This is a genomic window from Lentzea albida (assembly GCF_900111005.1).
GTDB classification, from domain to species: domain Bacteria; phylum Actinomycetota; class Actinomycetes; order Mycobacteriales; family Pseudonocardiaceae; genus Lentzea; species Lentzea albida.
Genome location: NZ_FOFV01000031.1, coordinates 22,117 through 44,996 on the forward strand (window position 1 = coordinate 22,117; position 22,880 = coordinate 44,996).

The 22,880-nt window shown below is 71.3% G+C and carries 23 protein-coding genes and 2 pseudogenes; 15 read left to right on the forward strand and 10 right to left on the reverse strand.

Annotated features, from left to right (window positions below; all coding sequences use genetic code 11):
- Window positions 1-2 precede the first annotated feature (2 nt).
- The 3 genes and pseudogenes from tkt to BMY74_RS45620 all read right to left on the reverse strand — a co-directional run bounded on the left by tkt (window position 3) and on the right by BMY74_RS45620 (window position 3,153).
- Window positions 3-2,211 (reverse strand): annotated as a pseudogene (tkt, locus tag BMY74_RS42350) (transketolase).
- Window positions 2,212-2,425: 214 nt separating this feature from the next.
- Window positions 2,426-2,998 (reverse strand): GNAT family N-acetyltransferase, encoded by a 573-nt coding sequence (locus BMY74_RS42355; RefSeq protein WP_089927616.1) that lies wholly within the window; start codon window positions 2,996-2,998, stop codon window positions 2,426-2,428.
- Window positions 2,995-3,153, reverse strand: coding sequence for an RGCVC family protein (locus BMY74_RS45620; RefSeq protein ID WP_176946913.1), 159 nt, complete (start codon window positions 3,151-3,153; stop codon window positions 2,995-2,997). Before BMY74_RS45620 ends, BMY74_RS42355 begins: the two co-directional genes overlap by 4 nt.
- 196 nt (window positions 3,154-3,349) lie before the next feature.
- On the opposite strand from BMY74_RS45620, the gene BMY74_RS42360 reads away from it, so the two are divergent.
- From BMY74_RS42360 to BMY74_RS42415, 12 genes are all read left to right on the forward strand, one after another.
- On the forward strand, window positions 3,350-4,642 hold the full coding sequence (locus BMY74_RS42360; RefSeq protein WP_218159949.1) for a cation:proton antiporter: 1,293 nt from the start codon (window positions 3,350-3,352) through the stop codon (window positions 4,640-4,642).
- Window positions 4,643-4,771: 129 nt separating this feature from the next.
- Window positions 4,772-5,419, forward strand: coding sequence for a hypothetical protein (locus tag BMY74_RS42365; protein WP_089927617.1), 648 nt, complete (start codon window positions 4,772-4,774; stop codon window positions 5,417-5,419).
- Window positions 5,406-5,819 carry a phage holin family protein gene (locus BMY74_RS42370; RefSeq protein ID WP_089927618.1) on the forward strand — a complete coding sequence of 138 codons (414 nt, stop codon included), beginning with the start codon at window positions 5,406-5,408 and terminating at the stop codon, window positions 5,817-5,819. Before BMY74_RS42365 ends, BMY74_RS42370 begins: the two co-directional genes overlap by 14 nt.
- Window positions 5,795-6,379: a DUF3618 domain-containing protein gene (locus BMY74_RS42375; protein ID WP_089927619.1), complete on the forward strand. Its 585-nt coding sequence runs from the start codon at window positions 5,795-5,797 to the stop codon at window positions 6,377-6,379. The genes BMY74_RS42370 and BMY74_RS42375 overlap by 25 nt, the downstream gene beginning before the upstream one ends.
- 89 nt (window positions 6,380-6,468) lie before the next feature.
- Window positions 6,469-9,132, forward strand: coding sequence for a SpoIIE family protein phosphatase (locus tag BMY74_RS42380; protein ID WP_089927622.1), 2,664 nt, complete (start codon window positions 6,469-6,471; stop codon window positions 9,130-9,132).
- 176 nt (window positions 9,133-9,308) lie between these two features.
- Window positions 9,309-9,488, forward strand: a complete 180-nt coding sequence (locus tag BMY74_RS42385; RefSeq protein WP_089927626.1) for a hypothetical protein — start codon at window positions 9,309-9,311, stop codon at window positions 9,486-9,488.
- 230 nt (window positions 9,489-9,718) lie between these two features.
- Window positions 9,719-10,741: a glycosyltransferase gene (locus BMY74_RS42390; protein WP_218159950.1), complete on the forward strand. Its 1,023-nt coding sequence runs from the start codon at window positions 9,719-9,721 to the stop codon at window positions 10,739-10,741.
- Window positions 10,738-11,748 carry a glycosyltransferase gene (locus tag BMY74_RS42395; protein ID WP_089927632.1) on the forward strand — a complete coding sequence of 337 codons (1,011 nt, stop codon included), beginning with the start codon at window positions 10,738-10,740 and terminating at the stop codon, window positions 11,746-11,748. The genes BMY74_RS42390 and BMY74_RS42395 overlap by 4 nt, the downstream gene beginning before the upstream one ends.
- Window positions 11,745-13,208 (forward strand): glycoside hydrolase family 130 protein, encoded by a 1,464-nt coding sequence (locus BMY74_RS42400; RefSeq protein ID WP_089927633.1) that lies wholly within the window; start codon window positions 11,745-11,747, stop codon window positions 13,206-13,208. The genes BMY74_RS42395 and BMY74_RS42400 overlap by 4 nt, the downstream gene beginning before the upstream one ends.
- Window positions 13,209-13,325: 117 nt before the next feature.
- Entirely contained in the window at window positions 13,326-14,285 is a 960-nt protein-coding gene (locus BMY74_RS42405; protein ID WP_245786710.1) for an acyl-CoA desaturase, read from the forward strand.
- A 153-nt stretch (window positions 14,286-14,438) separates the two neighbouring features.
- The gene (locus tag BMY74_RS42410; RefSeq protein WP_089927635.1) at window positions 14,439-15,365 is read left to right on the forward strand and encodes a tetratricopeptide repeat protein; all 927 of its coding nucleotides are present in this window, start codon (window positions 14,439-14,441) and stop codon (window positions 15,363-15,365) included.
- A 104-nt stretch (window positions 15,366-15,469) separates the two neighbouring features.
- Window positions 15,470-16,186: a GAF and ANTAR domain-containing protein gene (locus tag BMY74_RS42415; protein WP_089927638.1), complete on the forward strand. Its 717-nt coding sequence runs from the start codon at window positions 15,470-15,472 to the stop codon at window positions 16,184-16,186.
- A gap of 12 nt (window positions 16,187-16,198) precedes the next feature.
- Here the strand turns inward: BMY74_RS42415 and BMY74_RS42420 are convergent, their stop codons facing one another.
- The 3 genes from BMY74_RS42420 to BMY74_RS42425 form a co-directional block, all read right to left on the reverse strand.
- Entirely contained in the window at window positions 16,199-16,975 is a 777-nt protein-coding gene (locus tag BMY74_RS42420) for a transglutaminase-like domain-containing protein (protein ID WP_218159951.1), read from the reverse strand.
- 83 nt (window positions 16,976-17,058) lie between these two features.
- Window positions 17,059-17,220 (reverse strand): DUF6307 family protein, encoded by a 162-nt coding sequence (locus BMY74_RS45625; protein WP_177230214.1) that lies wholly within the window; start codon window positions 17,218-17,220, stop codon window positions 17,059-17,061.
- Window positions 17,217-17,768, reverse strand: coding sequence for a DUF5994 family protein (locus BMY74_RS42425; protein ID WP_245786711.1), 552 nt, complete (start codon window positions 17,766-17,768; stop codon window positions 17,217-17,219). The genes BMY74_RS45625 and BMY74_RS42425 overlap by 4 nt, the downstream gene beginning before the upstream one ends.
- Before the next feature lie 442 nt (window positions 17,769-18,210).
- On the opposite strand from BMY74_RS42425, the gene BMY74_RS42430 reads away from it, so the two are divergent.
- Window positions 18,211-18,927, forward strand: coding sequence for a GAF and ANTAR domain-containing protein (locus BMY74_RS42430; protein ID WP_143091950.1), 717 nt, complete (start codon window positions 18,211-18,213; stop codon window positions 18,925-18,927).
- Here the strand turns inward: BMY74_RS42430 and BMY74_RS44630 are convergent.
- Window positions 18,902-19,336: an STAS domain-containing protein gene (locus BMY74_RS44630; protein WP_176946915.1), complete on the reverse strand. Its 435-nt coding sequence runs from the start codon at window positions 19,334-19,336 to the stop codon at window positions 18,902-18,904. The genes BMY74_RS42430 and BMY74_RS44630 overlap by 26 nt on opposite strands.
- 193 nt (window positions 19,337-19,529) lie before the next feature.
- Between BMY74_RS44630 and BMY74_RS44635 the strand changes: the two genes are divergently transcribed.
- Entirely contained in the window at window positions 19,530-20,219 is a 690-nt protein-coding gene (locus BMY74_RS44635) for a hypothetical protein (RefSeq protein ID WP_143091951.1), read from the forward strand.
- Between the two features lie 59 nt (window positions 20,220-20,278).
- Here BMY74_RS44635 and BMY74_RS42440 read toward each other — a convergent pair whose 3' ends face one another.
- Window positions 20,279-20,455 (reverse strand): CsbD family protein, encoded by a 177-nt coding sequence (locus BMY74_RS42440; protein WP_089927648.1) that lies wholly within the window; start codon window positions 20,453-20,455, stop codon window positions 20,279-20,281.
- A 262-nt stretch (window positions 20,456-20,717) separates the two neighbouring features.
- Between BMY74_RS42440 and BMY74_RS42445 the strand changes: the two genes are divergently transcribed.
- Window positions 20,718-21,515, forward strand: coding sequence for an AI-2E family transporter (locus tag BMY74_RS42445; RefSeq protein ID WP_342718482.1), 798 nt, complete (start codon window positions 20,718-20,720; stop codon window positions 21,513-21,515).
- 79 nt (window positions 21,516-21,594) lie between these two features.
- Here BMY74_RS42445 and BMY74_RS47115 read toward each other — a convergent pair.
- Both BMY74_RS47115 and BMY74_RS42450 read right to left on the reverse strand, forming a co-directional pair.
- Window positions 21,595-21,663, reverse strand: a pseudogene (locus BMY74_RS47115) (RGCVC family protein); the annotation flags it as partial.
- A gap of 610 nt (window positions 21,664-22,273) precedes the next feature.
- The gene (locus BMY74_RS42450; RefSeq protein ID WP_089927655.1) at window positions 22,274-22,873 is read right to left on the reverse strand and encodes a hypothetical protein; all 600 of its coding nucleotides are present in this window, start codon (window positions 22,871-22,873) and stop codon (window positions 22,274-22,276) included.
- Window positions 22,874-22,880 lie beyond the last annotated feature (7 nt).

Consider the following 22,880-nt stretch of genomic DNA (forward strand, 5'->3'; position numbering starts at 1 on the left):
GTTCAGGCAGGACGGTCGCCGGTGCCGCCGGTGGTGGGCGCGGAACTGCGCTGCACACCTCCCGGACGGACCGACGTGACCGCGTCGCGCAGGCAGTCGTGCGCGGCCTCGGCGACCGCGGTGGCGGTGATGCCGAACTCCTCGTAGAGGCGCCGGTAGTCGGCGGAGGCACCGAAGTGTTCGAGCGACACCACGCGTCCCGCGTCGCCGACGATGTCGCGCCAGCCCTGGGCGACCGCGGCCTCGACGCTCACGCGGGCGCGCACGCCCGGCGGGAGCACTTCGTCCTGATAGGACAGTTCCTGTGCGGCGAACCACTCGCGGCAGGGCATCGAGACCACGCGGGCCCCGACACCGTCCTCGGCGAGCAGCTCGCGGGCGTCGAGGGCGATCTGCACCTCGGACCCGGTGGCGACCAGGATCACGTCCGGCGACTCGGAGCCGGCGAGGACGTAGCCGCCGCGCGCGGCACCCTCCGCCGGCGCCAGGCCACCGGGCCCGCGGTCGAGCACCGGAACGTCCTGCCGCGTCAGGACCAGACCGGCGGGACGGGTGCGGTGCTCCAGGATCTGCCGCCAGCAGACCGCGGTCTCGTTGGCGTCCGCCGGGCGCACGACGTCGAGACCGGGGATCGCGCGCAGCGCGGCGAGGTGCTCGACCGGCTGGTGGGTCGGTCCGTCCTCCCCCCAGTCCGATCGAGTCGTGGGTCCACACGTAGGTGACCGGCAGCTGCATGAGCGCGGCCAGCCGGATCGCGGGCCGCTGGTAGTCGCTGAAGACCAGGAACGTGCCGCCGTACGGACGGGTCAGGCTCTGCAACGCGATGCCGTTGAGCGCCGCGGCCATCGCGTGTTCCCGGATGCCGAAGTGCAGCGTGCGCCCGTAGGGGCCGCCCTGCCACTTCGTGGTCTGCTTGCCCACCGGGACGAACGACGGTTCGCCGTCCATCGTGGTGTTGTTGCTCCCCGCCAGATCGGCCGATCCGCCCCACAGCTCCGGCAGCACGGGCGCCAGTGCCGAGAGGACCTCCCCCGACGCCGTGCGGGTCGCCATTCCCCCCGGATCTGCGGGGAAGACCGGCAGGGCGTCGGTCCAGCCCTCGGGAAACCGCTGATCGCGCAACCGGTCGAGCAGCTCGGCGCGGTCCGGGTTCTCGGTGCGCCAGCGCGTGTAGCCGGCTTCCCAGCGCTCGTGTGCGGCCGCACCGCGGTCCAGCACCCGGCGAGCGTGCGCGAGCACCTCGTCCTCCACCGCGAAGCTCCGCTCCGGGTCGAAGCCGAGCAGGGTCTTGACGGCGGCGACCTCGTCGGCGCCGAGCGCGGAACCGTGCGCCTTGCCGGTGTCGCGCAGGGTGGGCGCGGGCCAGCCGATGATGGTGCGCAGCACGATCAGGGACGGACGTCCGGTGTCGGCCTTGGCCTCCTCGACCGCGGCGAGGACCGCGTCCACGTCCTCGACGTAGCGGCCGGTGCTCGTCCAGTCGACGGACTGGACGTGCCAGCCGCAGGCGGCGAAGCGGCCGGCCACGTCCTCGCTGAAGGAGATGCCGGTGTCGTCCTCGATGGAGATGTGGTTCGCGTCGTAGAACGCCACGAGGTTCCCGAGCTCCTGGTGACCGGCGAGCGAGGCGGCCTCGGCGGTGACGCCCTCCATCAGGTCGCCGTCGGAGGCGAGGACGTACACGTGGTGGTCGAACGGGCTCTGTCCCGGCGCCGCGTCCGGGTCGAGCAGTCCGCGTTCGCGCCGCGCGGCGAGCGCCATCCCCACCGCACTGGCGAACCCCTGCCCGAGCGGACCGGTGGTGATCTCCACACCGCGCGTGTGCCGGTGCTCGGGATGGCCCGGTGTGGCGGAGTTCCAGGTGCGCAACGAGGCCAGGTCGGTCAGCTCCAGCCCGTACCCGCTCAGGTAGAGCTGCGCGTACAGCGTCAGGCTCGTGTGGCCGCACGACAGGACGAACCGGTCGCGGCCGAGCCACTGGTCGTCGGCGGGGTCGTGCCGCATCACCTGCTGGAACAGCAGGTACGCGAGCGGTGCCAGGCTCATCGCGGTCCCGGGGTGCCCGTTTCCCGCGCGTTGGACGGCGTCGGCGGCGACCACCCGGATCGTGTCCACGGCACGGACGTCCGCGTCGGTCCAGCCCGCGGCCTGCGCGACTGGCGGGGACAACGACGGGTCGCGGCTCAGTGGTGCGGTGGCCGTGCGAGTCATGTGTCTCGAACCTTCCCGGAACCGCGTGCGTCCCACGTGACTGGATCAACGAGGTCGCGGGTCCGGGCGGCTGTTGATGCTTCTCCCCGCGAATAGCCGGATTCCCGGCGGCCAAACGCGCAGGAGACGGCTCAGCCCCGCCGAGGTGACGCCACGGCGGGGCTGCGGGAGTTCGGGGAGGGCGGGCGCGGGGAGACCGGGGAGGAGGTGCGGGTCAGTCGTCGCCGGGCGGGCGCAGCGACGGGGGCGCCGCCGAGTCGAGATCGGCCTGGCGGAGGCGGAACACCTGCAGTTCGACGCCGAAGTACTTCGTCGTCTCCCCCACCCAGTGCATGCCGTTGTTCCGCACGGTGGTGGCGGCGCGGGTGTTGCCCGGCCGCACGACGGCGAAGACCTCGTTCACGTCGTGGCGGAACGCCCACTCGGCGAGCGCGTGGGTCGCCTCGGTCGCGTAGCCGTTGCCCCACGCGTCGGGGCGGAGGTGCCAGCCGACCTCGAGGTCCTCCTCGCCCGGCGGCAGCGGCAGCAGGACCGCGCCGCCGATCAACTGACCGTCGGCGGTGCGTTCGACCGCCCACCGACCGGCCGCGGACGGCAGGCGGGCGTTCTCGGCGGCCCACTGCTGCAACAGCAACCGCATCGCCGCCTTGTCCGGGACGCGGTCCATCTCCGGGCTGAGCCAGCGGGTCACCTCCGCGTGCCCGTAGATCTCCAGAGCGGCCGGCGCGTCGTCGACCTGCCACGGGCGCAGCGTCAACCGCGCGGTGGTGAGGGTTTTCGCGGTCATGGGCAGATGCAGCCGCGGGGCAGCGCGGACACCGTGGTGGCGGTGCAGTACCGCACACCGAGCGCGTCGTGCTCGGCCCAGGGGTGGGGACAGACGGCGCAGCTGCCGGTCGTGTCGGGCTGGTCGTCGACGTCGATGATCAGGGGTGTGGACATGGGCATGCGGAACTCCGATGAGCATGGGCAGGAACGGGGTGATGCCGGGCTGCGTGGTGCGCCCAAGGCGGCATCAGCTCGACCGCTGCTGCGCGACATGCCCTCGGTGACTCCACCCTACCTGGCCCCGCGCCACCCGTTTGCCCGCGGCGGCACCGGGTAACTGGGGCCTCCCAGCCCGAACGGACGGTGCACGGTGGACCCGAGCCCTCTGCTCTACACCGGTGCCGGACTCGCGACACTCGCCGCGGCGACGCTGCCGCGCCTGCTCGACCGCGCACCGGTCTCCCTGCCGATGCTCTTCCTGGGAGCAGGTGCCCTCACCTTCGCGGTCGTCGACCCGCTGCCCGACCCGGACCCCCTCCGCCACAGCACGGTGCTGCTGCACCTCACCGAGATCTGCGTGATCATCTCGCTGATGGGTGCGGGGCTGGCGCTCAACAGGGTGGTCGGACTGCGCCGCTGGGCGAACACGTGGCGGTTGCTGGCCGTCACGATGCCCCTGTCGATGTTCTCCGTGGGGCTGCTGGGCTGGGGCGCTCTCGGCCTCGGCACCGGGGCCGCGCTCCTGCTCGCCGCGGCGCTCGCCCCCACCGATCCGGTGCTGGCGAGCGAGGTGCAGGCGGCCGAACCGACGGAGAACCCGGACGAGACCGACGACGAGGCGAGGTTCGCGCTCACCTCGGAGGCCGGTCTCAACGACGGCTTGGCCTTCCCGTTCACCTACGCCGCGATCGCGATCAGCGTCGCCGGGGTGGCACCTTCGCTGTGGCTGCCGCACTGGTTCGCCGTGGACGTGCTGTGGCGGCTGGCCTGCGGCCTCGTCGTCGGCGTGCTGATCGGCTGGTTGCTGGGCAAGCTGTTCTTCTCCTCGTCGTGGCGCACCTTCCGCCTCGCCGAGCACGCGGAGGGCTTCGTCGCCATCGCCGCCACCTTCCTCGCCTACGGTCTCGCCGAACTCGCCGAGGGCTACGGGTTCATCGCGGTGTTCGTGTGCGCGTGCTCCATCAGGTCCGCCGAGCGGCACCACGGCTACCACCAGGTGTTGCACCGCTACGTGGAACAGGCCGAGCGGATGCTGACCGTCGTGATCGTCTTCCTGCTGGGCGGAGCCGCCGTCTCCGGGCTGCTCGCCGGCACCGGTGTGCGCGAGGTCGCGGTCGCCGCGGCCGTCCTGCTGCTGGTGCGGCCGCTGGCGGGCTGGGCGGGTCTGGCCGGTGGCAGGACCGGGCCCCGGGAACGCGCCGTCATCGCGTTCTTCGGCGTCCGCGGGGTCGGCTCGCTGTTCTACGTCACCTACGCCCTCCAGGAAGGCGTCTTCGCCGAGCAGACCGCGCTGTGGCGGATCGTCGGACTCGTCGTCATCGGGTCGATCCTGCTGCACGGCCTGACCGCGACACCGGCCATGTGGTGGCTCGACCGCGAGCGGCGGCGGAAGGCGATCGAGAACAACGGCGACGCGGGCGAGGCCTCCCGCACACGCGTGTGAACGCTACCCCCGATCGAACACGCGAAACTCCCTGTACCACAACAACTTCCTTTGCTCCCAAGCCGTTTGCGCCCCCAGGTGCGGGGTAGCTCGCAGTGCGAACACAAGTCGAGAAGCTGAGGAGAAGTCGTGAACCACGAAGGTACCGAGGTGGTGCACCAGGCCAGGGATGCCGCCGGAGAGGTGGCTGTCACGGCTCAGGAGCAGATCGGCCACGTGGTGCGGGAAACGAAGTCCCAGGCGGACAACGTTCTGCGCAGCGCCAAGGACAGAGTGGCGGGCGAAGCCGACGCACAGGCCAAGAAGGTCTCCACCCAGCTGGACCGGATCGCCGACGAGCTGAGCTCGATGGCCGAGAGCGCCTCTCCGGACGCCCTGTCGGCGGGGGCCGTCCGCCGGGTCGCCGACACCGGCAGGCAGGCCGCGCGGTTCCTGGACGAGCGGGGTGCGAGCGGGCTGCTGAGTTCCGCCCAGCACTTCGCCCGGCGCAGGCCGGGAGCGTTCCTGCTCGGCGCCGCGGTGGCGGGGTTCCTCGTCGGACGTGTCGCGAAGAGCGCCACGGGCTCGCCGGACAGCCGTTCCGCCGTGCAGCCGCCACCCGCCGCGCCCGTCGCCGACGTGCCGCCGTTCGCCGCCGCACCCGCGTCGCCCACTCCCGATCTCGGACCGTCGTTCGACGACGAGGGCGTGATCGGCACCGACCGCGGCCGGCAGCAGTACGACCCGTACACCCAGGACACGGTGCCTGCTGGAGGTGCGCGGAATGTCCAGCCCTGACACGGGTCTGCCTCCCGCACCCGAGCGCGAGTCGCTCGGTGAGCTCGTCGGAGAGCTCGCGCAGGACCTCTCCCGGTTGATGCGCCAGGAGCTCGAGCTGGCCAAGGCCGAGCTCCGCGACGAGGCGAAGAAGGCGGGCAAGGCGGGCGGCATGCTCGCCGGCGCGGGCTTCGCCGGTCACATGGCCGTGGTCCTGCTGAGCCTCGCCGCGGTGTTCGCGCTCGGCGCGGTCATGCCACTGGGGTGGGCGGCCCTGATCGTCGCCGCGGTGTGGGGCATCGCCGGTTTCGCTCTGTACAGCAGTGGCCGCGCCAAGCTCCGCGAGGTCTCCCCGAAACCCGAACGCACGGTCGAATCCCTTGAGGAGGACGCGGAATGGGCACGACACCCGACCAGATAAGGCGCGAGATCGACGACACCAGGGCGGAACTGGTGGACGACGCCAACCGCCTGGTCGACCGGACGAGCCCGCGCCGCATCGCACAGCGCCGCACGCAGAAGATCCGCAACGGCCTCGGCAGGATGAGGGACAGCGTCATGGGAACCGCCTCCGGCACCACCTCCACGGTGCACGACCAGGCACACCAGGCGAAGAACGCCGTCGCCGGCAACGCGGAGCGAGCGGTGGAAGCGGCGCAGGACGCGCCCCGCCAGGCGATGCGGCAGGCGCAGGGAAGCCCGATCGCGGCGGGACTCATCGCGTTCGGGGGTGGCCTGCTGGTCGCCTCGCTGCTCCCGCGCTCGCAGGCCGAGCAGCAGATCGTGGCGGAGATCGGTGATCGCGCGAGCGACGTCATCGAACCGGCCAAGCAGGCGCTCGCCGAGTCGGCGGGACATCTCAAGGAGGAGCTGGGCTCCGACGTCCGCGACGCGGCCGGCGAGGTCGGGCAGACCGCCACCGACGCGGCCAGGACCACCGCCGACCACGGCCGGGAAGCCGTCCGCGACGTCGCACCCTGACCCGTGCACCGCCGGGCCGGCCCCGATCTCCGCGGAGGTCGGGGCCGGCCCGGTTCGCCCCCGGTTCTCCCCCATGACAGGTTGGACGGATGAGCGCCACCGAAAGCGTCACGAAGACACAGGGACTGCGCTCGTTCGTCGACAACCTGCCGGTGGTCCTGTGGGAGGTGGATGCCGTGACGCGCCGGCTGACGTTCCTCTCCCGGCACGTCGAGCAGCTGCTCGGTCATCCGGTGCGCAGGTGGCTCGACGACCCCGCGCTCTGGACGTCCGCGATCCTGCCCGGTGACCGGGCCAGGGTCGAAGCGCAGCGCTGGAGCCGAGCCGCCGAGGACGACGACTACGAACTCTCCTACCGCGTACGCGACGCCGGAGGAAGAATCCTCTGGTTGCAGGAGAAGGCGCACGTGCAGCGGGACGAGTCCGCGGTGGCCCGGCGGCTCCAGGGCGTGCTCGTCGACATCACCCCGCACCGGGCACCCGCCGAACGCGAGAGGTTCCTCGCCGCGCTCGAGAAGGAGTCGCGCAAGCTCGAGGACCCCGACGGTCTGATGGAGCTGGCGACCCGGTTGCTCGGCCGGCACCTCGACGTCGACCGCTGCGCGTACGCCAGGGCGGACGAGGACGACGTCGTCCTGAGCGGCGACCACGCCACCGGTCTGCCCCCGCTGCCCGGCCGGTTCCCGATGCGGCACCTCGGTCCGGCGGCACTGCGGGCCATGCGGGCCGGTGAGCCGTGGGTCGTCGCCGACCACGAGAACGACCCCCGCCTCGGCGAGGAGGACTTGGCGGCGCACGCCGGCACCGGCATTCGTGCGGCGCTCTGCCTCCCCCTGCTGCGCGGCGGGCGGTTCGTCGCCGCGATGGCCGTGCACCACGCGACGCCGAGGCAGTGGACCCAGGACGAGGTCGACCTCGTCGCCGTCGTCACCGAACAGTGCTGGGAGTCGATGCGCAGGGCCCGGTCCGACCGCGACCGGCGCGAGGCCGAGCGTCGCCTGCGCCGGCTGGTCGACCACGCCACCGACGCCGTCTGGCTGCTCGACCACGAGCTGCGGTTCGTCGAGGTGAACCCGGCGGCCTGCGCGCTGCTGGGCCGCCGCCGCGACGAGCTGGTCGGGACGGAGGTGATGGACCTCGTGGTGGACGGTGAGGAGCCGGTGGACAGGACGACCGCGGTGTGGACCCTGCGCCGTGCCGACGGCGCTCTCGTCGCGCTGGAGCTCAGCACGCAGGCGACCCCGGCCGGGATGCAGGCCATCGGGCGGGACGTGACCGGACGGCAGCGCGCCGAGGCCGAGCGGGAATCGGCGCTGCGGCGGGAACGGGAGGCCGCCATCGCCCTGCAGCACAGCCTGCTGCCCCGGGAGTTACCGGTGCTCGACCGGCTCGCCGTGTCCGCCCGCCACCTGCCCGCGTCACCGCACGCACACGCGGGCGGCGACTGGTACGAGGTGCTCCCGATCAACGGCACCGTGGTCGGCTTCTCGGTCGGCGACGTCGCGCACGAGGGCCCCGCGGCGGCCGCGGTGATGGCACAGCTGCGCAGCGCGCTGGCCGGCTACCTCGTCGACGGGCACTCGCCGGCGGCGGCGTTGGAGCGGCTCGACGCCTTCGCCACCAGGGTCGGCGGCTCCACCGGCAGCACGTGCGCCTGCGTCACGTTCGACTGGACCACCGGAAAGGTGCGCTGGTCCACCGCGGGTCACCCACCACCGCTGGTCACGGGTTCCGGCGGCACCCGGCTGCTCTCGGGGGGAGGCGCCGCCCTGGGCGCACCGCGCCGAGCGCCGTACGAGGAGCACACGACCGTCCTGTCACCGGGCACGTCGATCGTGTTCCACACCGACGGCCTGGTCGGAGGGCCGGGAGCGGTGCCCGACCGCCTGCTGGACCTGGTGCGGGAGGCGCGCGGACGGGATCCCGAGGAGCTGGCCGACTCGATCGTGGGCGACCTGCTCGCTCACGGCCAGGACGACGACGCGGTGCTCGTCGTCGCCCGCTACCTGCCACCACCGTTGCACCTGACCACCCCCGCCGAACCGGAGCAGCTGTCCGGGCTGCGCGCGGCGGTGTCCGAGTGGACGACCGTGTCGGGCCTGTCCGAGGACAGGTCCTACGACCTCTTGCTCGCCTACGGCGAAGCGGCCGCCAACGCGGTGGACCACGCCTACGAGCAGGCGCGCGGCACCTTCTCGACCCACCTCGCGCACACCGGCGGCTCCGTGCAGGTGACGGTGCAGGACAACGGTTCCTGGCGTCCGCCGGACGCGGAGCCGGGGCACCGCGGGCGCGGCCTGCGGATGATCCGGGCGCTCGCCGACGACGTCGAGCTGACCACCAGCGGCACCGGCACGACGATCCGGTTCCGCTTCGCCACCTCGCCGGCCGCGACGACGCCGATCGCGTCGCCGGCACCGGCGGTGCGGTCCGAGCTGGCCGAGCAGGAGTCGGACGGCGCCCACGTGCTCCGCATCACCGGTGACCTGGACGCCGGCACCGTGGAGGACCTCCGGGGGCGGGTGATGGCCCATGTCGACCGCCGCGACGACCGGCGGCCGGTCGACATCGACCTGACCGCGGTGGGATACCTCAGCAGTTCGGGGATCGCGTTGCTCCTCGAAGCCTCCTACCTGGCCCAGCGCACCGGCCGCGTGTTCCGCGTGACGTGCCTGAGCGGCAGTGCGCCGGACCGGATCCTGACGCTGTCGGGCCTCGGCGACGCGTTGGCGGTGCACAGGACGCTCGGCTGAGAGCGGCCTACCGGGTCCGCGCCGGTCCGTCACCCCGTTGCGACCGGCGCGGACCCGTCATCGGCGTAGAGTGGGTGGTCCGAGGGGATCTCGCGCATCGGCGACCGAGCCAGGTGCCTCCTGCGGAGTGTCAGCGACCCCGCCCGGCTGGTCCGGACGGAGGCGGGAGCACCGGGATGATCTCGGGCCCGATCAGCACCAGCCTCGACCTCACCACACCACGCGGCCTTCGGATGACGAGGAAGCCGGACGCGGTGTCCGACGGCCAGTTCCCCGGCGGCTGGCGGCCGCTCGCCACCGACCCCGCCACCACCGTTCCCGCGCTGAACCCGCCGGACTGGCGGACGCGGGCATGACCCCGCGCACCTGACCGCCGCACCGCGACAGTCCTCAGTGGACTCCCTCTTCGCACCGGACTCGTGCCGGTGCGCCCGTCTGCCTGCCGCCGACTCGAAAGGCCCGCCGCTTCATGGTTCGCACCTATGGTTTTCTGAGCACCTACCCACCGACACAATGCGGGCTCGCGACGTTCACCGCCTCGCTCCAGCGCCACCTGGCCGCCGCCACCCCGGGCAGCAGAAGCCGCGTGGTCCGCGTGCTGACCGACGCCGAACCGCACGCCGCCGCCCCGTCGGCGGCCCACCCCATGCGTCCCGGAGCGGTGGACGCCGCCGCGGAGGTGCTCAACCGGTGTGACGTCGCGGTGGTCCAGCACGAGTACGGGATCTACGCCGGCAGTGACGGCGACGAGGCGCTGGGCGTGCTCGCCCGGTTGCGGGTCCCGGTGGTCGTCGTGCTGCACACGGTGCTCACCACGCCCACACCGGGACAACGCCGGGTGCTCGAAGCGGTCGTCGACCACGCCGACGCCGTGGTCACCATGTCGGAAGCGGCCAGGAGCCGTCTCCTGGCGGGCTACGCGGTCGACCGGCCCGGTGAGGTCGTGGTGATCCCGCACGGCGCCGTGCCCGCCGACAGGTCCGCCGCCTCGGCACCGGGCCGCGGCCCGCTGGTCCTCACCTGGGGCCTGCTCGGCCGCGGCAAGGGCGTCGAATGGGGCATCGCGGCGCTCGCCGCGCTGCGCGACCTGAAACCGCGCTACCTGGTGGCGGGCCAGACGCATCCCAAGGTGCTGGCACACGAGGGTGAGGCGTACCGGACGCACCTGCGCGAACAGGCTGCCGCCTCCGGGGTGACCGATCTGGTCGAGTTCGACCCGGCCTACCTCGGCACCGAGGCGCTGGCGGACCTGGTCGGCAGGGCCGACGTCGTGCTGCTGCCCTACGACTCGTCCGAGCAGGTCACCTCCGGGGTGCTCGTCGAGGCCCTCGCGGCGCGGAAACCGGTGGTCGCGACGGTCTTCCCGCACGCGGTCGAACTGCTCGCGGACGGAGCCGGACTGCTGGTGCCGCACCGGGATCCCGCCGCCATCGCCGCGGCGCTGCGGCGCGTGCTGACCGAACCGGGACTGGCCGCGGGGATGCGCGACCGGTCAGCGGACCTGGGCGCCGTGCTGAGCTGGCCCGCCGTGGCGGACCGCTACCGCGGCGTCTGCGACAACCTGGTGACGGACAGGCTGTTCGCCGACCGCGTCGCCGCAACGCGATGAGCGACATCGAGTTCGCCCACCTGGTCAGGCTGAGCGACGACACCGGTCTGCACGAGCACGCGGACGGCCCGCTGCCGCGCCGGGAGCACGGCTACTGCCTCGACGACGTCGCGCGAGGCCTGGTGGTCCTGCACCGCGAACCCGACCTGCCCGCCGACCTGGCCGCACTGGCCGAGCACTACCTCGCCTTCACCGCCTACGCGCAGGCCGAGGACGGGCGCTTCCACAACAGGCTCAGCCCCGACCGCCGCTGGCTCGACGAACCGGGTCTGGGCGACTGGTGGGGACGCGCGCTGTGGGGGCTCGGCACCACCGCCGCCCGCAGCACGACTCCCGCCATCCAGCGGGCGGCGCTGGAGTGCTTCGACCGCGGCGCACACCACCGGCCGCCGTCGGTGCGCACGATGGCGTTCGCCGCGCTCGGCGCCGCCGAGGTGCTGGACGCCGATCCCCTGCACGCCTCCGCCGCCGCCCTGCTCGGCGACATCACCTCCTACATCGGCAGGCCCCGCACCGACGAGAACTGGCCGTGGCCGGAGGACCGGCTGTTCTACGCCAACGCGGCGCTGCCCGAGGCGTTGATCGCCGCGGGCGACCTCCTCGGCAGCGACGAGGTCCGCGACGACGGGCTGCGGCTGCTGGACTGGCTGCTGACCGTGGAGTCACGGGACTTCCACCTCTCACCGGTCCCGACCGGCGGGTGGTTCCTCGGCGAGCCGCGTCCTGCCTTCGACCAGCAGCCCATCGAGGCCGCCGCGATGGCCGACGCGTGCGCCCGCGCCTACCAGGTCACCTCCGACCCCGCGTGGCTCGCCGGTGTCCACCGCGCGATCGCCTGGTTCAGCGGGGACAACGACCTCGGCTCGCTGATGCAGGACGAACAGACCGGCGGCTGCTACGACGGCCTGACGCCGGCCGGTCCGAACACCAACCAGGGCGCCGAGTCGACCCTGGCGCTGCTCTCCACCCGCCAACACCTGCGCACGCTCCTCAGGAGCACCGGATGAACCCCCGCGTCACGCGCAGCCCGCTGCGGCTGCGCGCCGACCCGCGCCGGGTCATCACCAAGCTGTTCGTGCCGGGCGAGGAAGTGCCCGAGCACGAGTCGCGGTCGGCGGCCGTCATCCGGCGGGTGATGGCGCTGGACGAGTCGACCACGTGCGCGGCGCTCGACCGCACGGTCCGCTTGTTCGCCGGACGGCACCGGAACGTCTGCGGGACCTTCGCGGACAACTTCGCGAGCGTCAGCCACCGGCTGTCCGCGGACGCCGAGCTCTCCGAGTCCCGCCGTCTCCTGATCGGCGCCTACTTCACCCACGAGTACGCCGTCGAGGGTGCCGCGCTGTGCAACCCGTCCATGGTCGCCCACCCCGACCAGAGCGGGATGGCACAGGGGCAGCTGCGGTTCGTGCTGAGCGTGCGCGGCATCGGCGAGGGGCACCTGTCCTCGATCGGCTTCCGCACCGGGGTGGCGGGCCCGGGCGGTGTGCTCACCGTGGATTCGCAGCCGGGCGTCATCAGCACCGGGCTGCGCACGGACTCGATCCACGACAAGGGTCTCTTCCTCGGCAAGCTCGCCGAGCGGGGCCACGACGACGAGGTGTCGGCCGTGCTCAGCCGGTGGTTGCCCGCGCGGTTCACCGGAGCGGAGCTCGACGAGCTGCTGGCCGGCCTGCACCCCAAGCTGGTCGCCAGGCAGGCGGCTCACCGGACGGTCGAGCTGGTCAGGTGGATCGCCGCGTGCAATTACACCACCGACTTCCCGGAGGACTCCGCGGTCAGCGGCCGGGTGCTCTGGCCGACCGGCCCGTCGGAACGCCACGGCATGGAAGACGCGCGGTTCGTGCGCTTCTCCGACGACGACGGCTCGCAGACCTACTACGCGACCTACACGGCCTACGACGGAGTCGACGTTGCGCCGCAACTGTTGCAGACAGACGACTTCCGCACGTTCCGGATCACACAGCTGACCGGTCCCGCCGCGCGCAACAAGGGAATGGCGCTGTTCCCCCGCCGCATCGGCGGCAGGTTCGCCGCCTTGTCCCGCGGTGACGGCGAGAGCACGGCTGTGACGACGTCCGACGACCTCAAGTCGTGGAACGAACCCCGGTCCGTGGCGGCGCCGGGCAGGGACTGGGACCTCGTCCAGGTCGGCAACTGCGGCTCGCCGGTCGAGACCCCCGAGGGCTGGCTCGTCCTCACCCACGGGGTCGGTCCGATGCGGCTCTACTCGATGGGAGCGATGCTGCTCGACCTCGACGACCCGGCGAAGGTGCTCGCCACGCTGCCGGAGCCGCTGCTGACGCCGAACGCCGCTGAGCGCGACGGTTACGTGCCCAACGTCGTCTACTCGTGCGGCGGTCTGCTGCACGGCGACACCCTCGTGATCCCGTACGGCGCGAGCGACGCGACCATCGGCCTCGCCACCACCTCGGTGGGCGACATGCTCGCCGCGATGGCGCCCTGAGATCGTTTCGCGCTTGTTTGAAGGTGGCGGGGCAACGGGTAAGCCCTTCTGACTGACATCACCGTTCGCCCGAGACCCCGGCGGCACCGACAAGATCGCCGTCCGGAGGTTCGCGACGTGACCACGACAGTGCCCCGCACGCAGTCCGCACCCCAGCCACTGCTCGCGGGGGAGAACTCCCCGTTCGAGAGATTCCTGGTCAAGCTCTTCGCGGTCGTTCCCGCGCTGGCGCTCGCCGTCGCGGTGCCGTTCGCGTGGGGCTGGGGTCTGGGCTGGACCGATGTGGGTCTCGCCGTGTCCTTCTACACCCTCACCTGCCTCGGCGTGACCGTCGGTTTCCACCGCTACTTCACCCACGGCGCGTTCAAGGCCACCCAGGCGCTGCGGATCGGGCTCGCGATGATCGGCAGCATGGCCATGCAGGGACCGGTCATCGGCTGGGTCGCCGACCACCGCCGCCACCACGCCTTCGCCGACCGCGAGGGCGACCCGCACTCCCCCTGGCTGTTCGGCACGTCGGCCACGGCGCTGGCCAAGGGCTTCTGGCACGCGCACATGGGCTGGATGTTCCGCCGCGACCTGACCAACGCCGCCCGCTTCGCACCGGACCTGGAGGCCGATCCCGACCTCCAGCGGGTCAACCGCCTGTTCCCCGCGCTGACGGCCGTCACCCTCCTCGCGCCCGCCGTGGCCGGAGGGCTGATCAGCTGGAGCTGGTGGGGTGCGCTCACGGCGTTCTTCTGGGCGAGCCTCGTGCGGGTGGCCGTGCTGCACCACGTCACGTGGTCGGTCAACTCGATCTGCCACATGATCGGCGACCGGCCGTTGGAGGCGCGCGACAAGTCCGCGAACTTCTGGCCCCTGGCGATCCTGTCCATGGGCGAGTCCTGGCACAACTCCCACCACGCCGATCCCACGTGCGCACGGCACGGAGTCCGTCGTGGTCAGATCGACATCTCCGCGCGCCTGATCCGCGTGTTCGAGCTGCTCGGCTGGGCGACCGCCGTGCGCTGGCCGAAGCCGGAGCGCCTGGCACGCAAGCTGAAGTCGGCCAGCGACGCCCGAACGGCGGCGTGAGCCGGTCCGGTACCGCACTAAGGTCACCTGTAGCCGGTCCGGTACCGCACAAAGGTCACCTGTGCGCCTGGCCCGGTCAGGTGAGAACTCCACGACCGCCCCGGCCCCCGGCGGTGCATCGTCCACCCCACCCGGTCTGGAGTGTTGCCCGCGATGATGGGTTTGTCCGACGTCACCCGGCTGGAACAGCACACCCGCGCGCTGCGCGAGATGGACTACCGCCACGGGGGTGAGTCCTGCCTGGACCGGGTGCGAACGCAGATCCGCGAGAACCTCCCGCTGCTCGTCGCCCCCGCGCCGGACGACGTCCGGCGGCGGTTGCACGTCGCTCTCGCCGACCTGCGCAACCTCGCCGGCTGGGTGTCGTTCGACGCCGGTCAGGTCACGGCGGCGCACAACCACTTCGCGCACGCGTTGGCACTCGCCGGAGTGGCCCGGGACGACGGCCTGCTCGCGAACGTGTGCTACCGGCTCGGCCGGGTGTACCTGCACCACGGGAACCTCGACGAGGCGTTGCGGTACTTCGACCTCGGCCGCCTCGCGGCGGCGCGCTCCGGCGACCGGCTCGCGGCCAGCATCCTGACCGTCAACGCGGCGTGGGCGTGCGCGCAGAAGGGCGCCGAGCACCACGCGCTGACATTGCTCGAACGCGGCCGAGAGCAGTTCGGCGCCGCGGACCGCACCGAGGTGGCCGGCTGGGCGAGGTTCTTCACCGAGCCAGACCTCTCGGCCATGGCGGGCGCGGTGCACTCGGCCCTGGTGGACACCGCGGGGCCGCACCACGCGCGCACCGCCATGCCGCTGCTCGTCACGGCGGTCGACGGCTACGGCGAGGACATGCTCCGAAGCCGGGTCCTCAGCCTGATCCTGCTGTCCACCGGCCAGCTCGTCGAAGGAGACGTCGACGTCGGCGTCGCCACCGGCCTGCGAGCACTCGAGTCGGCGGCCACCGTCGGTTCGGCCCGGATGCGCGACCGCTTCCGCCCTCTCGCCGCGCAAGCGCGCAGACACCCGTCCCACACCGGTGCACTCGACCTCGCCGATCTCGTCGACGCGAGAACCACAACAGCGGCACCATGAACCACGAGCGCGCGGTCGCGCTGCCGGCATCCGGGTTCCCGCCGCAGCGGTCCGGTCTCCGAAGAACCCGATCGCCCCCGCAAAGACGAATCGAGGTGGCTCACATGCTCGTCGAGAACCTGGCCGAGACGTTCGTCGAGCTCGCCGACACCCTGGTCGCGGACTTCGACCCGGTCGAGTTCATGCACCTGCTGGCTGACCGCTGCGTCACGGCCCTGGGCGTGGACGCGGCCGGCATCCTGCTCGTCGACGACCAAGGCGAACTGCAGGTGGTCGGTGCCTCCAGCGAACGTGCGCGCGTGCTGGAACTGTTCGAGCTGCAGCACAGGCAGGGCCCGTGCATGGAGTGCTACCTGAGCAGCGAACCGCTCACGGTCGCCGGGTTCAGCGAGCCGCGCCAGCGGTGGCCGGCGTTCTCCGCGGCGGCGGTGACGGCGGGGTTCGGCGCGGTGCACGCCGTGCCGATGCGGCTGCGCGAGCAGACGGTGGGCGCGCTGAACCTCTTCACCGTCGCGGACAGCGCGCTCGGCGACACGCGGGCCAGGGTGGCGAGGGCGATGGCGGACGTGGCCACCATCGGCCTGCTCCAGTCACAGGTCATCAGTGGCCGGGAGCTGCTCGCGGAGCAGCTGCGGCACGCCCTGCGGAGCAGGGTCCTCATCGAGCAGGCCAAAGGTGTGCTCGCCGAGCGCCTGCAGGTCGAGATGGGCGAGGCGTTCGACCTCCTGCGCCACCACGCGAGGAGCAACCACCTGCACCTGAGCCTGGTGGCACAGGACGTCGTCGACGGCACGACCGAGCTGACGGCCCGCAGGTCGTAGCAACCGGCGGCCTCATCGCCAGGCGGGAGCCTTGTCCTCCTCGGCGTGGACGACCATCGACTCCAGCACAGGACCTCCGAAGGTGGTGACCATGGGGACGTCGGCGGCATCCCGGCCACGGCCGATCACCACCCTGCCCTTGCGCTGCACGCTGTTGCGCGGGTCGAAGGTCCACCAGCGGTCTCCCAGCCAGACCTCCATCCACGCCGCGAAGTCCATCGGCGCCCCGTCCGGCGGCACGTCCAGGTCGGGCAGGTACCCGAACACGTAGCGGGCGGGAATGTTGAGCGCACGGCAGAACGAGATCGCCAGGTGCGTGAAGTCCCGGCACACTCCGATGCCCGTGGCGTTGACGTCGGCCGCGGTGGACAGCGGCGTGGAGGTGCCGTAGCCGAACTCCAACGACTCGTGGACGTGCCGGCAGATCGCCCGGACCCTGCCGTAGCCCGGCGGATGCGCGCCGAACCTCGACCAGGCCTCGTCGCCGAGCACGTCGGACACGCAGTAGCGGCTGGGCAACGTGTACAGCAGCACTTCGCCGGGGAGGTCGTCGGGCCACCTCTCCGGAGCGTTCTCGTCGACGTCCTCGACGTGATCGGGCACGTCCGCCCAGGCCGAATAGCGCACCGTGGACAGTCCGGGCGGCAGCACCAGACGCGCGAGCCAGTTGCCGTACACGTCGAAGTGGTCGCGCACGGGAACCTCGGGCTCGGCGAACAGGTTCTCGCCGCTCACCCGCACGTGGTTCTGCCGATCCGGTCTCACCATGAAGACAGCCGGTGTGGGCACCTCGGCACGGTAGGTGAACGCACAGCCGACGCGGAGCAGGCGAGTGCCCCGCGTCGATCGCGCCTCGCCGCTGTGGCGGGAGGTCAACGCACCCGCTCGGGGATGTGGTCGAGCGCGCGCAACACGTGCACGGCCACATCCCGCGCGGCCTTGTCGCCGAGCTCGGTGCGGCCGGTCAGCACGTCCTCCACCACCTTGAGCCGGCGCTCGTAGGAGGAGGTGAAGGTGGAAGTCGGTTCGGTCATCGTGCTTCTCCCGTCTTCTGCTGGGGTATCCGGCCGCCCTCGCCCTCCCAGTTGTCCACAGTGGACCCCTCGGCCTCCTCGGACCTCCGGACGCCGGTGCGGAGCAGGGCTTCGACGGTGTCGGCGTTGTCGCGCTGGACGGCGGACATCATCGTGTGGTGGGCGGCGGACGGCTCGGTGTCCGGTGGGACGACGAGCAGCGCGATGCGGCGCCGATCACCCGCGACGAGGTCGAGGGTGTGCGCCGGCCGGGACCAGAACCCGCTGAGGCGGACGCGGACGCCGTCCACCGCGATCTGACGCGGGGCCATGTCCCAGTCCGTCAGGGTGTAGCTCACCCGCGGGATGTCGCCCAGCCGAACTGCCAGCACCGCGAGCAGTGCGGGCAGTTCGGCGGCGAGGTCCCGGGAACGCGGCCACCACGCACCGTCGACATACCCCGTGGTGAGCCCCTTCGGCCGCAACCGCAGTCGCAGTTGGTGGTGCCGAGGCTGCTCGGTGGCCGTGACGGCCGGTGGGGCGATGGACTGGTGCGGAGCCGACGTCATGCCGGAACTCCCGTCTCCGGCCGGAAAAAATGGCCGGTTGAGGTTTAGCCGAGTACGACCTGAGCTTGACCGCACAGGTGCGAAATGTTCTCGGCAAAAATGACTCTACACGCTTTTCCTGCACCAGACTGATTGTGAGCCCGCTATTTCCGAGTTCCGTTCTCTCCCGTCAGAACTCGACCGTTCGGCCGCACGGCTCCGGCTCGGCTGCCAGCGCGGCCCAGTGCGGATCCACGAGAAGTCGCCGAAGAGTGTCCGGCCCGCGCTTTCGGCGCTAAGCTGGGAAAACCGCCAGGACCCAGCGGCAGCTCCGCTCTCGTGAGAAGACGTCGGTGAGCGCCGCGGGCGAGCGTGGTGGGACCTCGGTGCCGGATCAGTCAGCGGGAGTGGCGACCACGACGACTGAGAGGTGACCGAGGTGTCGGACCACCAGGTGGCACAAATGTTCATCGAACTCGCCGATGCGCTCGTGGAGCGTTTCGACAGCATCGAGTTCCTGCACCTCCTGGCCGAGCGCAGCGTCCGGCTGCTGCCGGTGGACGCGGCGGGAATCCTGCTGGCCGACGAGCACGGAGCGCTCGAACTGGTGGCCGCGTCCAGCAGGCTGGCTCGTCCGCTCGAGCACTTCCTCCTGCAGAGCGCGGACGGACCGTCCGAGGAGTCGTTCCACTCCGGACAGACGGTGCGGTGCCCCGACCTGAGAGCGCTGCCACCGCGCTGGCCCCGGTTCGCCTCCGCGGCGGTGAAGCTCGGGTTCCTCGCGGTCGACACCGTGCCCATGCGCCTGCGCGGCGAGGTGGTCGGTTCGCTCAACCTGTTCCGGACGTCAGCGGGCGCGTTGCCCGCCGAGGCGGAAACCCTCGCGCGGTCCTTCGCGAACGTGGCGACGATCAGCCTGTTCCAGGTGCGTCCGGGCGCGGCCACCCGGGCGGTAGCCGAGCACCTGGAGACGGCGCTGTCCGACCTCGTCGTGATCGAGCAGGCCAAAGGCCTGCTGACCGAGCGGCTCGAGATCGGTGTCGCGGACGCCTTGTCCCTCATGCGCAACTACGCGCGCAACACCGGTCAGCTGCTGTCGGACGTCGCCAGGCAGGTCACCGAGCGCTCACCGTCGGTCTCCGGGCTGACGAGGATCAGCAAACCGCATCCTCGCTGGTGAGACGGGAGCGCCCGCACGCCAGCGCCTCGTCCACGTCGAGGTGGAGGTCCAGCACACCCGTCAACCCGGTGATGATCAGCGGCAGCCGCACCGGCCGAGTGCGCGCGACGACGCACAGCACCGTGCCCCTCAGCTGCGCCCTCTCCCTGACGACGACCAGGACGGTGAGTCCGGCCGCGCAGAGGAGATCCACCTCGCCGAGGTCGAGGACCAGGTGATGGGCGGACCGCAGCTGTTCGTCGATCCGGTCGTGCAGCACTGAGCAGCTGCTCGTGTCCACCTCGCCGTGCACGGCGAGGACGACCGCTCCTGTGGGGGCGGTCCACTCGGCGATGGCGAGAAGGTCGGTGGGACGAGTGCTTGCCTGAACGGCCCGCGAGCCTGCGGCGCTGGTGAGTTCGGTGTGCACCTGGGAGCCTTCCTCGACGGCTGACGCTACGCCGGGGTCCAGGGCACGTACCGGAAACGGTACACCCCTGCGCGGAACTTCCGAAAGCGCTGCGGGCCGCACGACCTCCCGGACAAGACGATCCAGTCCACTGTGGATGATCGACGACACCGGCCGCGCGGCGGTGGAGTAGCGTCGGGCCATCAACGACTCGGTGAACGAAGAGGGACCTGCCCAGAGCTCCACCCGGATCACGGGGAGGATTCGCGCGGGCGCCGCCGTGGTGATGGCCCTGCTCGCGCTCCTCGCCGTGGCGCTGGCGGTGGTGCTCGGTGCCGACCACGCGGGCGCCGTGCTGTTGGGGGCGCTCGGCTGGTTCGTCGCCCTGGCGGCCCGGCTGCCGGTGCTGGGTTCCGCCGGGAGGCTGCACGCCCTCCGACGGCGCGAGACCATCATCGCGCTGGTGTCCGGCGCCACCGACGAGGTGGTCCGGCTCGCTGTGGTCCTGGTCGCCGTCAGCGGTGTGGAGTCGGCGCTCTGGGCAGGGTTCGGCTGGGCGCTGGCCCAGCTCGTCTTCACCGCCGCCACCGAGCTGCCGAAGTTCAGCTGGCCCGTCGGCCGGCAGGCGTCTGAACAGCTCAAAGCACAGGGTGGGTTCGTCAGCACGCATCCGCTCCACAGCGCGGTGCGCGGCGTCACGGCGATCTCGTTCCACCTCGGGGCGACCCTGCTGCTGAGCGCCGGGCTGTGGTGGGTGGCGGTGACCGCGTCCGCGCACGTCCTGGTGAACATCGGATTCGCCCGCTGGGCCGGGAAGCGGCTCGTGGCGGTCGAAGTGTTCGCCGTCGTCGTGGGCGCGGTGGTGCTGGTGGCAGGACTGACCAGTGCCGATGTGCTCGGCTGACGGCCCTGGAGAGAGCGTGCGCCGGGGGACGCACGCTCCCGTGGAGCGACAGGAACCGGTCAGCTCTTCTTGAAGATGTCCTTGACCTTCTCGGCCGACTCCTTCAGGTTGCCCTTCGCCTGGTCCGCCTTGCCCTCGTTCTCCAGGCCCTGGTCGTCGGTCGCGTCTCCCACGCCTTCCTTGACCTTGCCCTTGACCTGGTCGGCCTTGGCGTCGAACTTGTCGTCGGTGCCCATGTCGTCCTCTCCCCCCACCTGAATCTCAAGTGGGACGTGGACCCTGGATGCCCCCGGCGGCGGACCCCAACCACCGACTTCGCCACCGCCCGTCCGGGTTTGTGGCTCAGATCGCAGGGGAACTCCGTACCGAGGCGTGCGGGCACACCGACGTCCTCACCGATGACCCCAGACCCCGGCGTCGGCGACCGACACCGGAGGTACAGCCGTCGTCAGCATCGAGCGCGAGCACCCGTCGCCCACCCGAACCGCGATTCCCCCGGTGCTGCGCACCGGCGCGGCACTGGGCTGGCGCTTCCTGGTCGTGGTGGCCTCGCTCTACGTCATCGGCGTCATCCTCGGCGGGCTGGCGTCGCTGGTCGTGCCGCTCGCGATCGCGTTGCTGCTGGCAGCGTTGCTCGCACCGGCGGTCGGTTTCCTCATGTCGAAACGGATTCCCCGCGGTCTCGCGACCCTGGCGGTGGTCGTGGCCGGACTCGTCGTACTCGGCGGGCTGCTCACGTTCGTCGTGACGACGTTCGTCAACGGTGTACCGGACCTCGCGGCGCAGCTCGTCCGCAGCGTCGACGTCGTGTCCGGCTGGCTCGTCAGCGGTCCCCTGCACCTCAGCGAGAACCAGTTGAGCGAGTTCGCCGACCGGGCCGTGAAAACCCTGCAGGACAACCAGTCAGGTATCACCTCGGGCGCGCTCACCACGGCCCCGACGGTCGGGGAGACCCTCGTCGAGATGCTGCTCGTGCTGTTCGCACTCGCGTTCTTCCTCTACGACGGGCCGAGGATCTGGCAGTTCCTCATCCGCGTCGTCCCCGCCGTCCCCCGGCGCAGGGTCGACGTCGCGGGCAGGCGCGGTCTGGCCGCTCTGGTCAGCTACGTCCGCGCGACCGGGGCGGTCGCCGTGGTGGACGCGCTCGGCATCGGGCTGGCCGTGCTCGGCGTGCCACTGGCGGTTCCGTTGGCAGCGCTGGTGTTCATCGGCGCGTTCGTCCCGATCTTCGCCGCGTGGTCCCGGACCTGGTCCATCTCCGGGCTCAGCCAGCGGGTCACCTCGGCGTGGCCGTAGACCTCCAGCGCCGCGGGTGCGTCCTCGATCCGCCACGGGCGCAGGGTGAGCCGCTCGGTGGTGAACACGCCGGTGGCCGTCATGAGCAGATACATCCCCGGGACAACGCGGTGGCCGCGGTAGCGGCGCAGTACCGCACACCGAGGGGGTCGTGTTCCTCTCACGGGTGGGGGCAGACGGCGCACGCGCGCCTGGATTCGGAGTCGGTGGTCAGTGGCTCGGACGTGGTCATGCGGGAACTCCGATGAACGGTGTTGCAAGAAGAGAACGACGCCGACGGAGACCACGTCCGCGAAGCGGATACGAGGCCGGCCCAGCGCTTCCACTTCCGGCCGGACGGCCGGATCTCGTGACGCGCCCGAGGCGGCACCAGCTCGACCGCTGCTGCACGACATGCTCTCGGTAGTCGCCAGTCTGCGCGTGTCCGGCCACCAGCTCGGAAGCGGAAGACCCTGTGGGTGCCGAGAATTACGTCCACGCAGGTCAAGGAGCATGACGATACTTGTGGTGCGGCACCAGCGAGTGATCGTCATGCTCCGCGCTCGTAGTGCTGCTCGTACTCGCGTAGCGTTTGCCGCAGATGGGTCTGACTCCGAGATCAGCGGGCGATCCAACACGTCACCGCGAAATTTCCTGACCCAGTTGATAGAATTCGGCGGCGAAAGATTGAATCACATCGACTTGCCCTCTATACTAGGTTCGAGCTATCCAATAGCGCATGACCACACAAACTGCGCAAGCTTGCTACGCATGGGAACTCAAGTCCCCCCTCGGACACGGACGTTAAACACACGCGGAGAGGTCGTCGCATAGACGGCCTCTTTTGCTTTGTCGTACTTCAGCTCGATCCCGAGTTCTCCGTAGAGCCTCGACAGCTTCTCTGGATCGCCTTCCTTGATGACCACCGTCACATCCGACAAAGAGTCCACAGCGGCCTGGACCTCCGCTTCAGACGTCAGGTTCGGCGCTGGCAGACCGTTCAGCTCGGCACTGGCCGCCGCGCGCTGCTCCTCTGCCTCGTTGATCGCATCCACCAGCGCAACCGGATCAACGCCCGCCGCGATCGCCGCTTGAAAACGCCGCAGCTTCGTTTCCGCATCTGTCAGCCGCTTCTTTGCGACCTCTCTGCTCGACTTTCCGCTCGAATCGTCCTGAGACGCGACCATCGCCGCCACAGTCCGGTCAATGCTCTTCCGGTCGAAGATCTGGGACAGCCACTTGTTCAGCGGTTCGAGAAGAACGTCTTCCGCCAGGTTCACCGTGCGGGGATGCTGCGACAGCGCCTGTGAGCCCGGCGCCAAGGTGCGAGCGTGGCACCGGTAGTAGGTGTGGGTCTTTCGGATCGTCGCAGCCTGCATCTTCCGC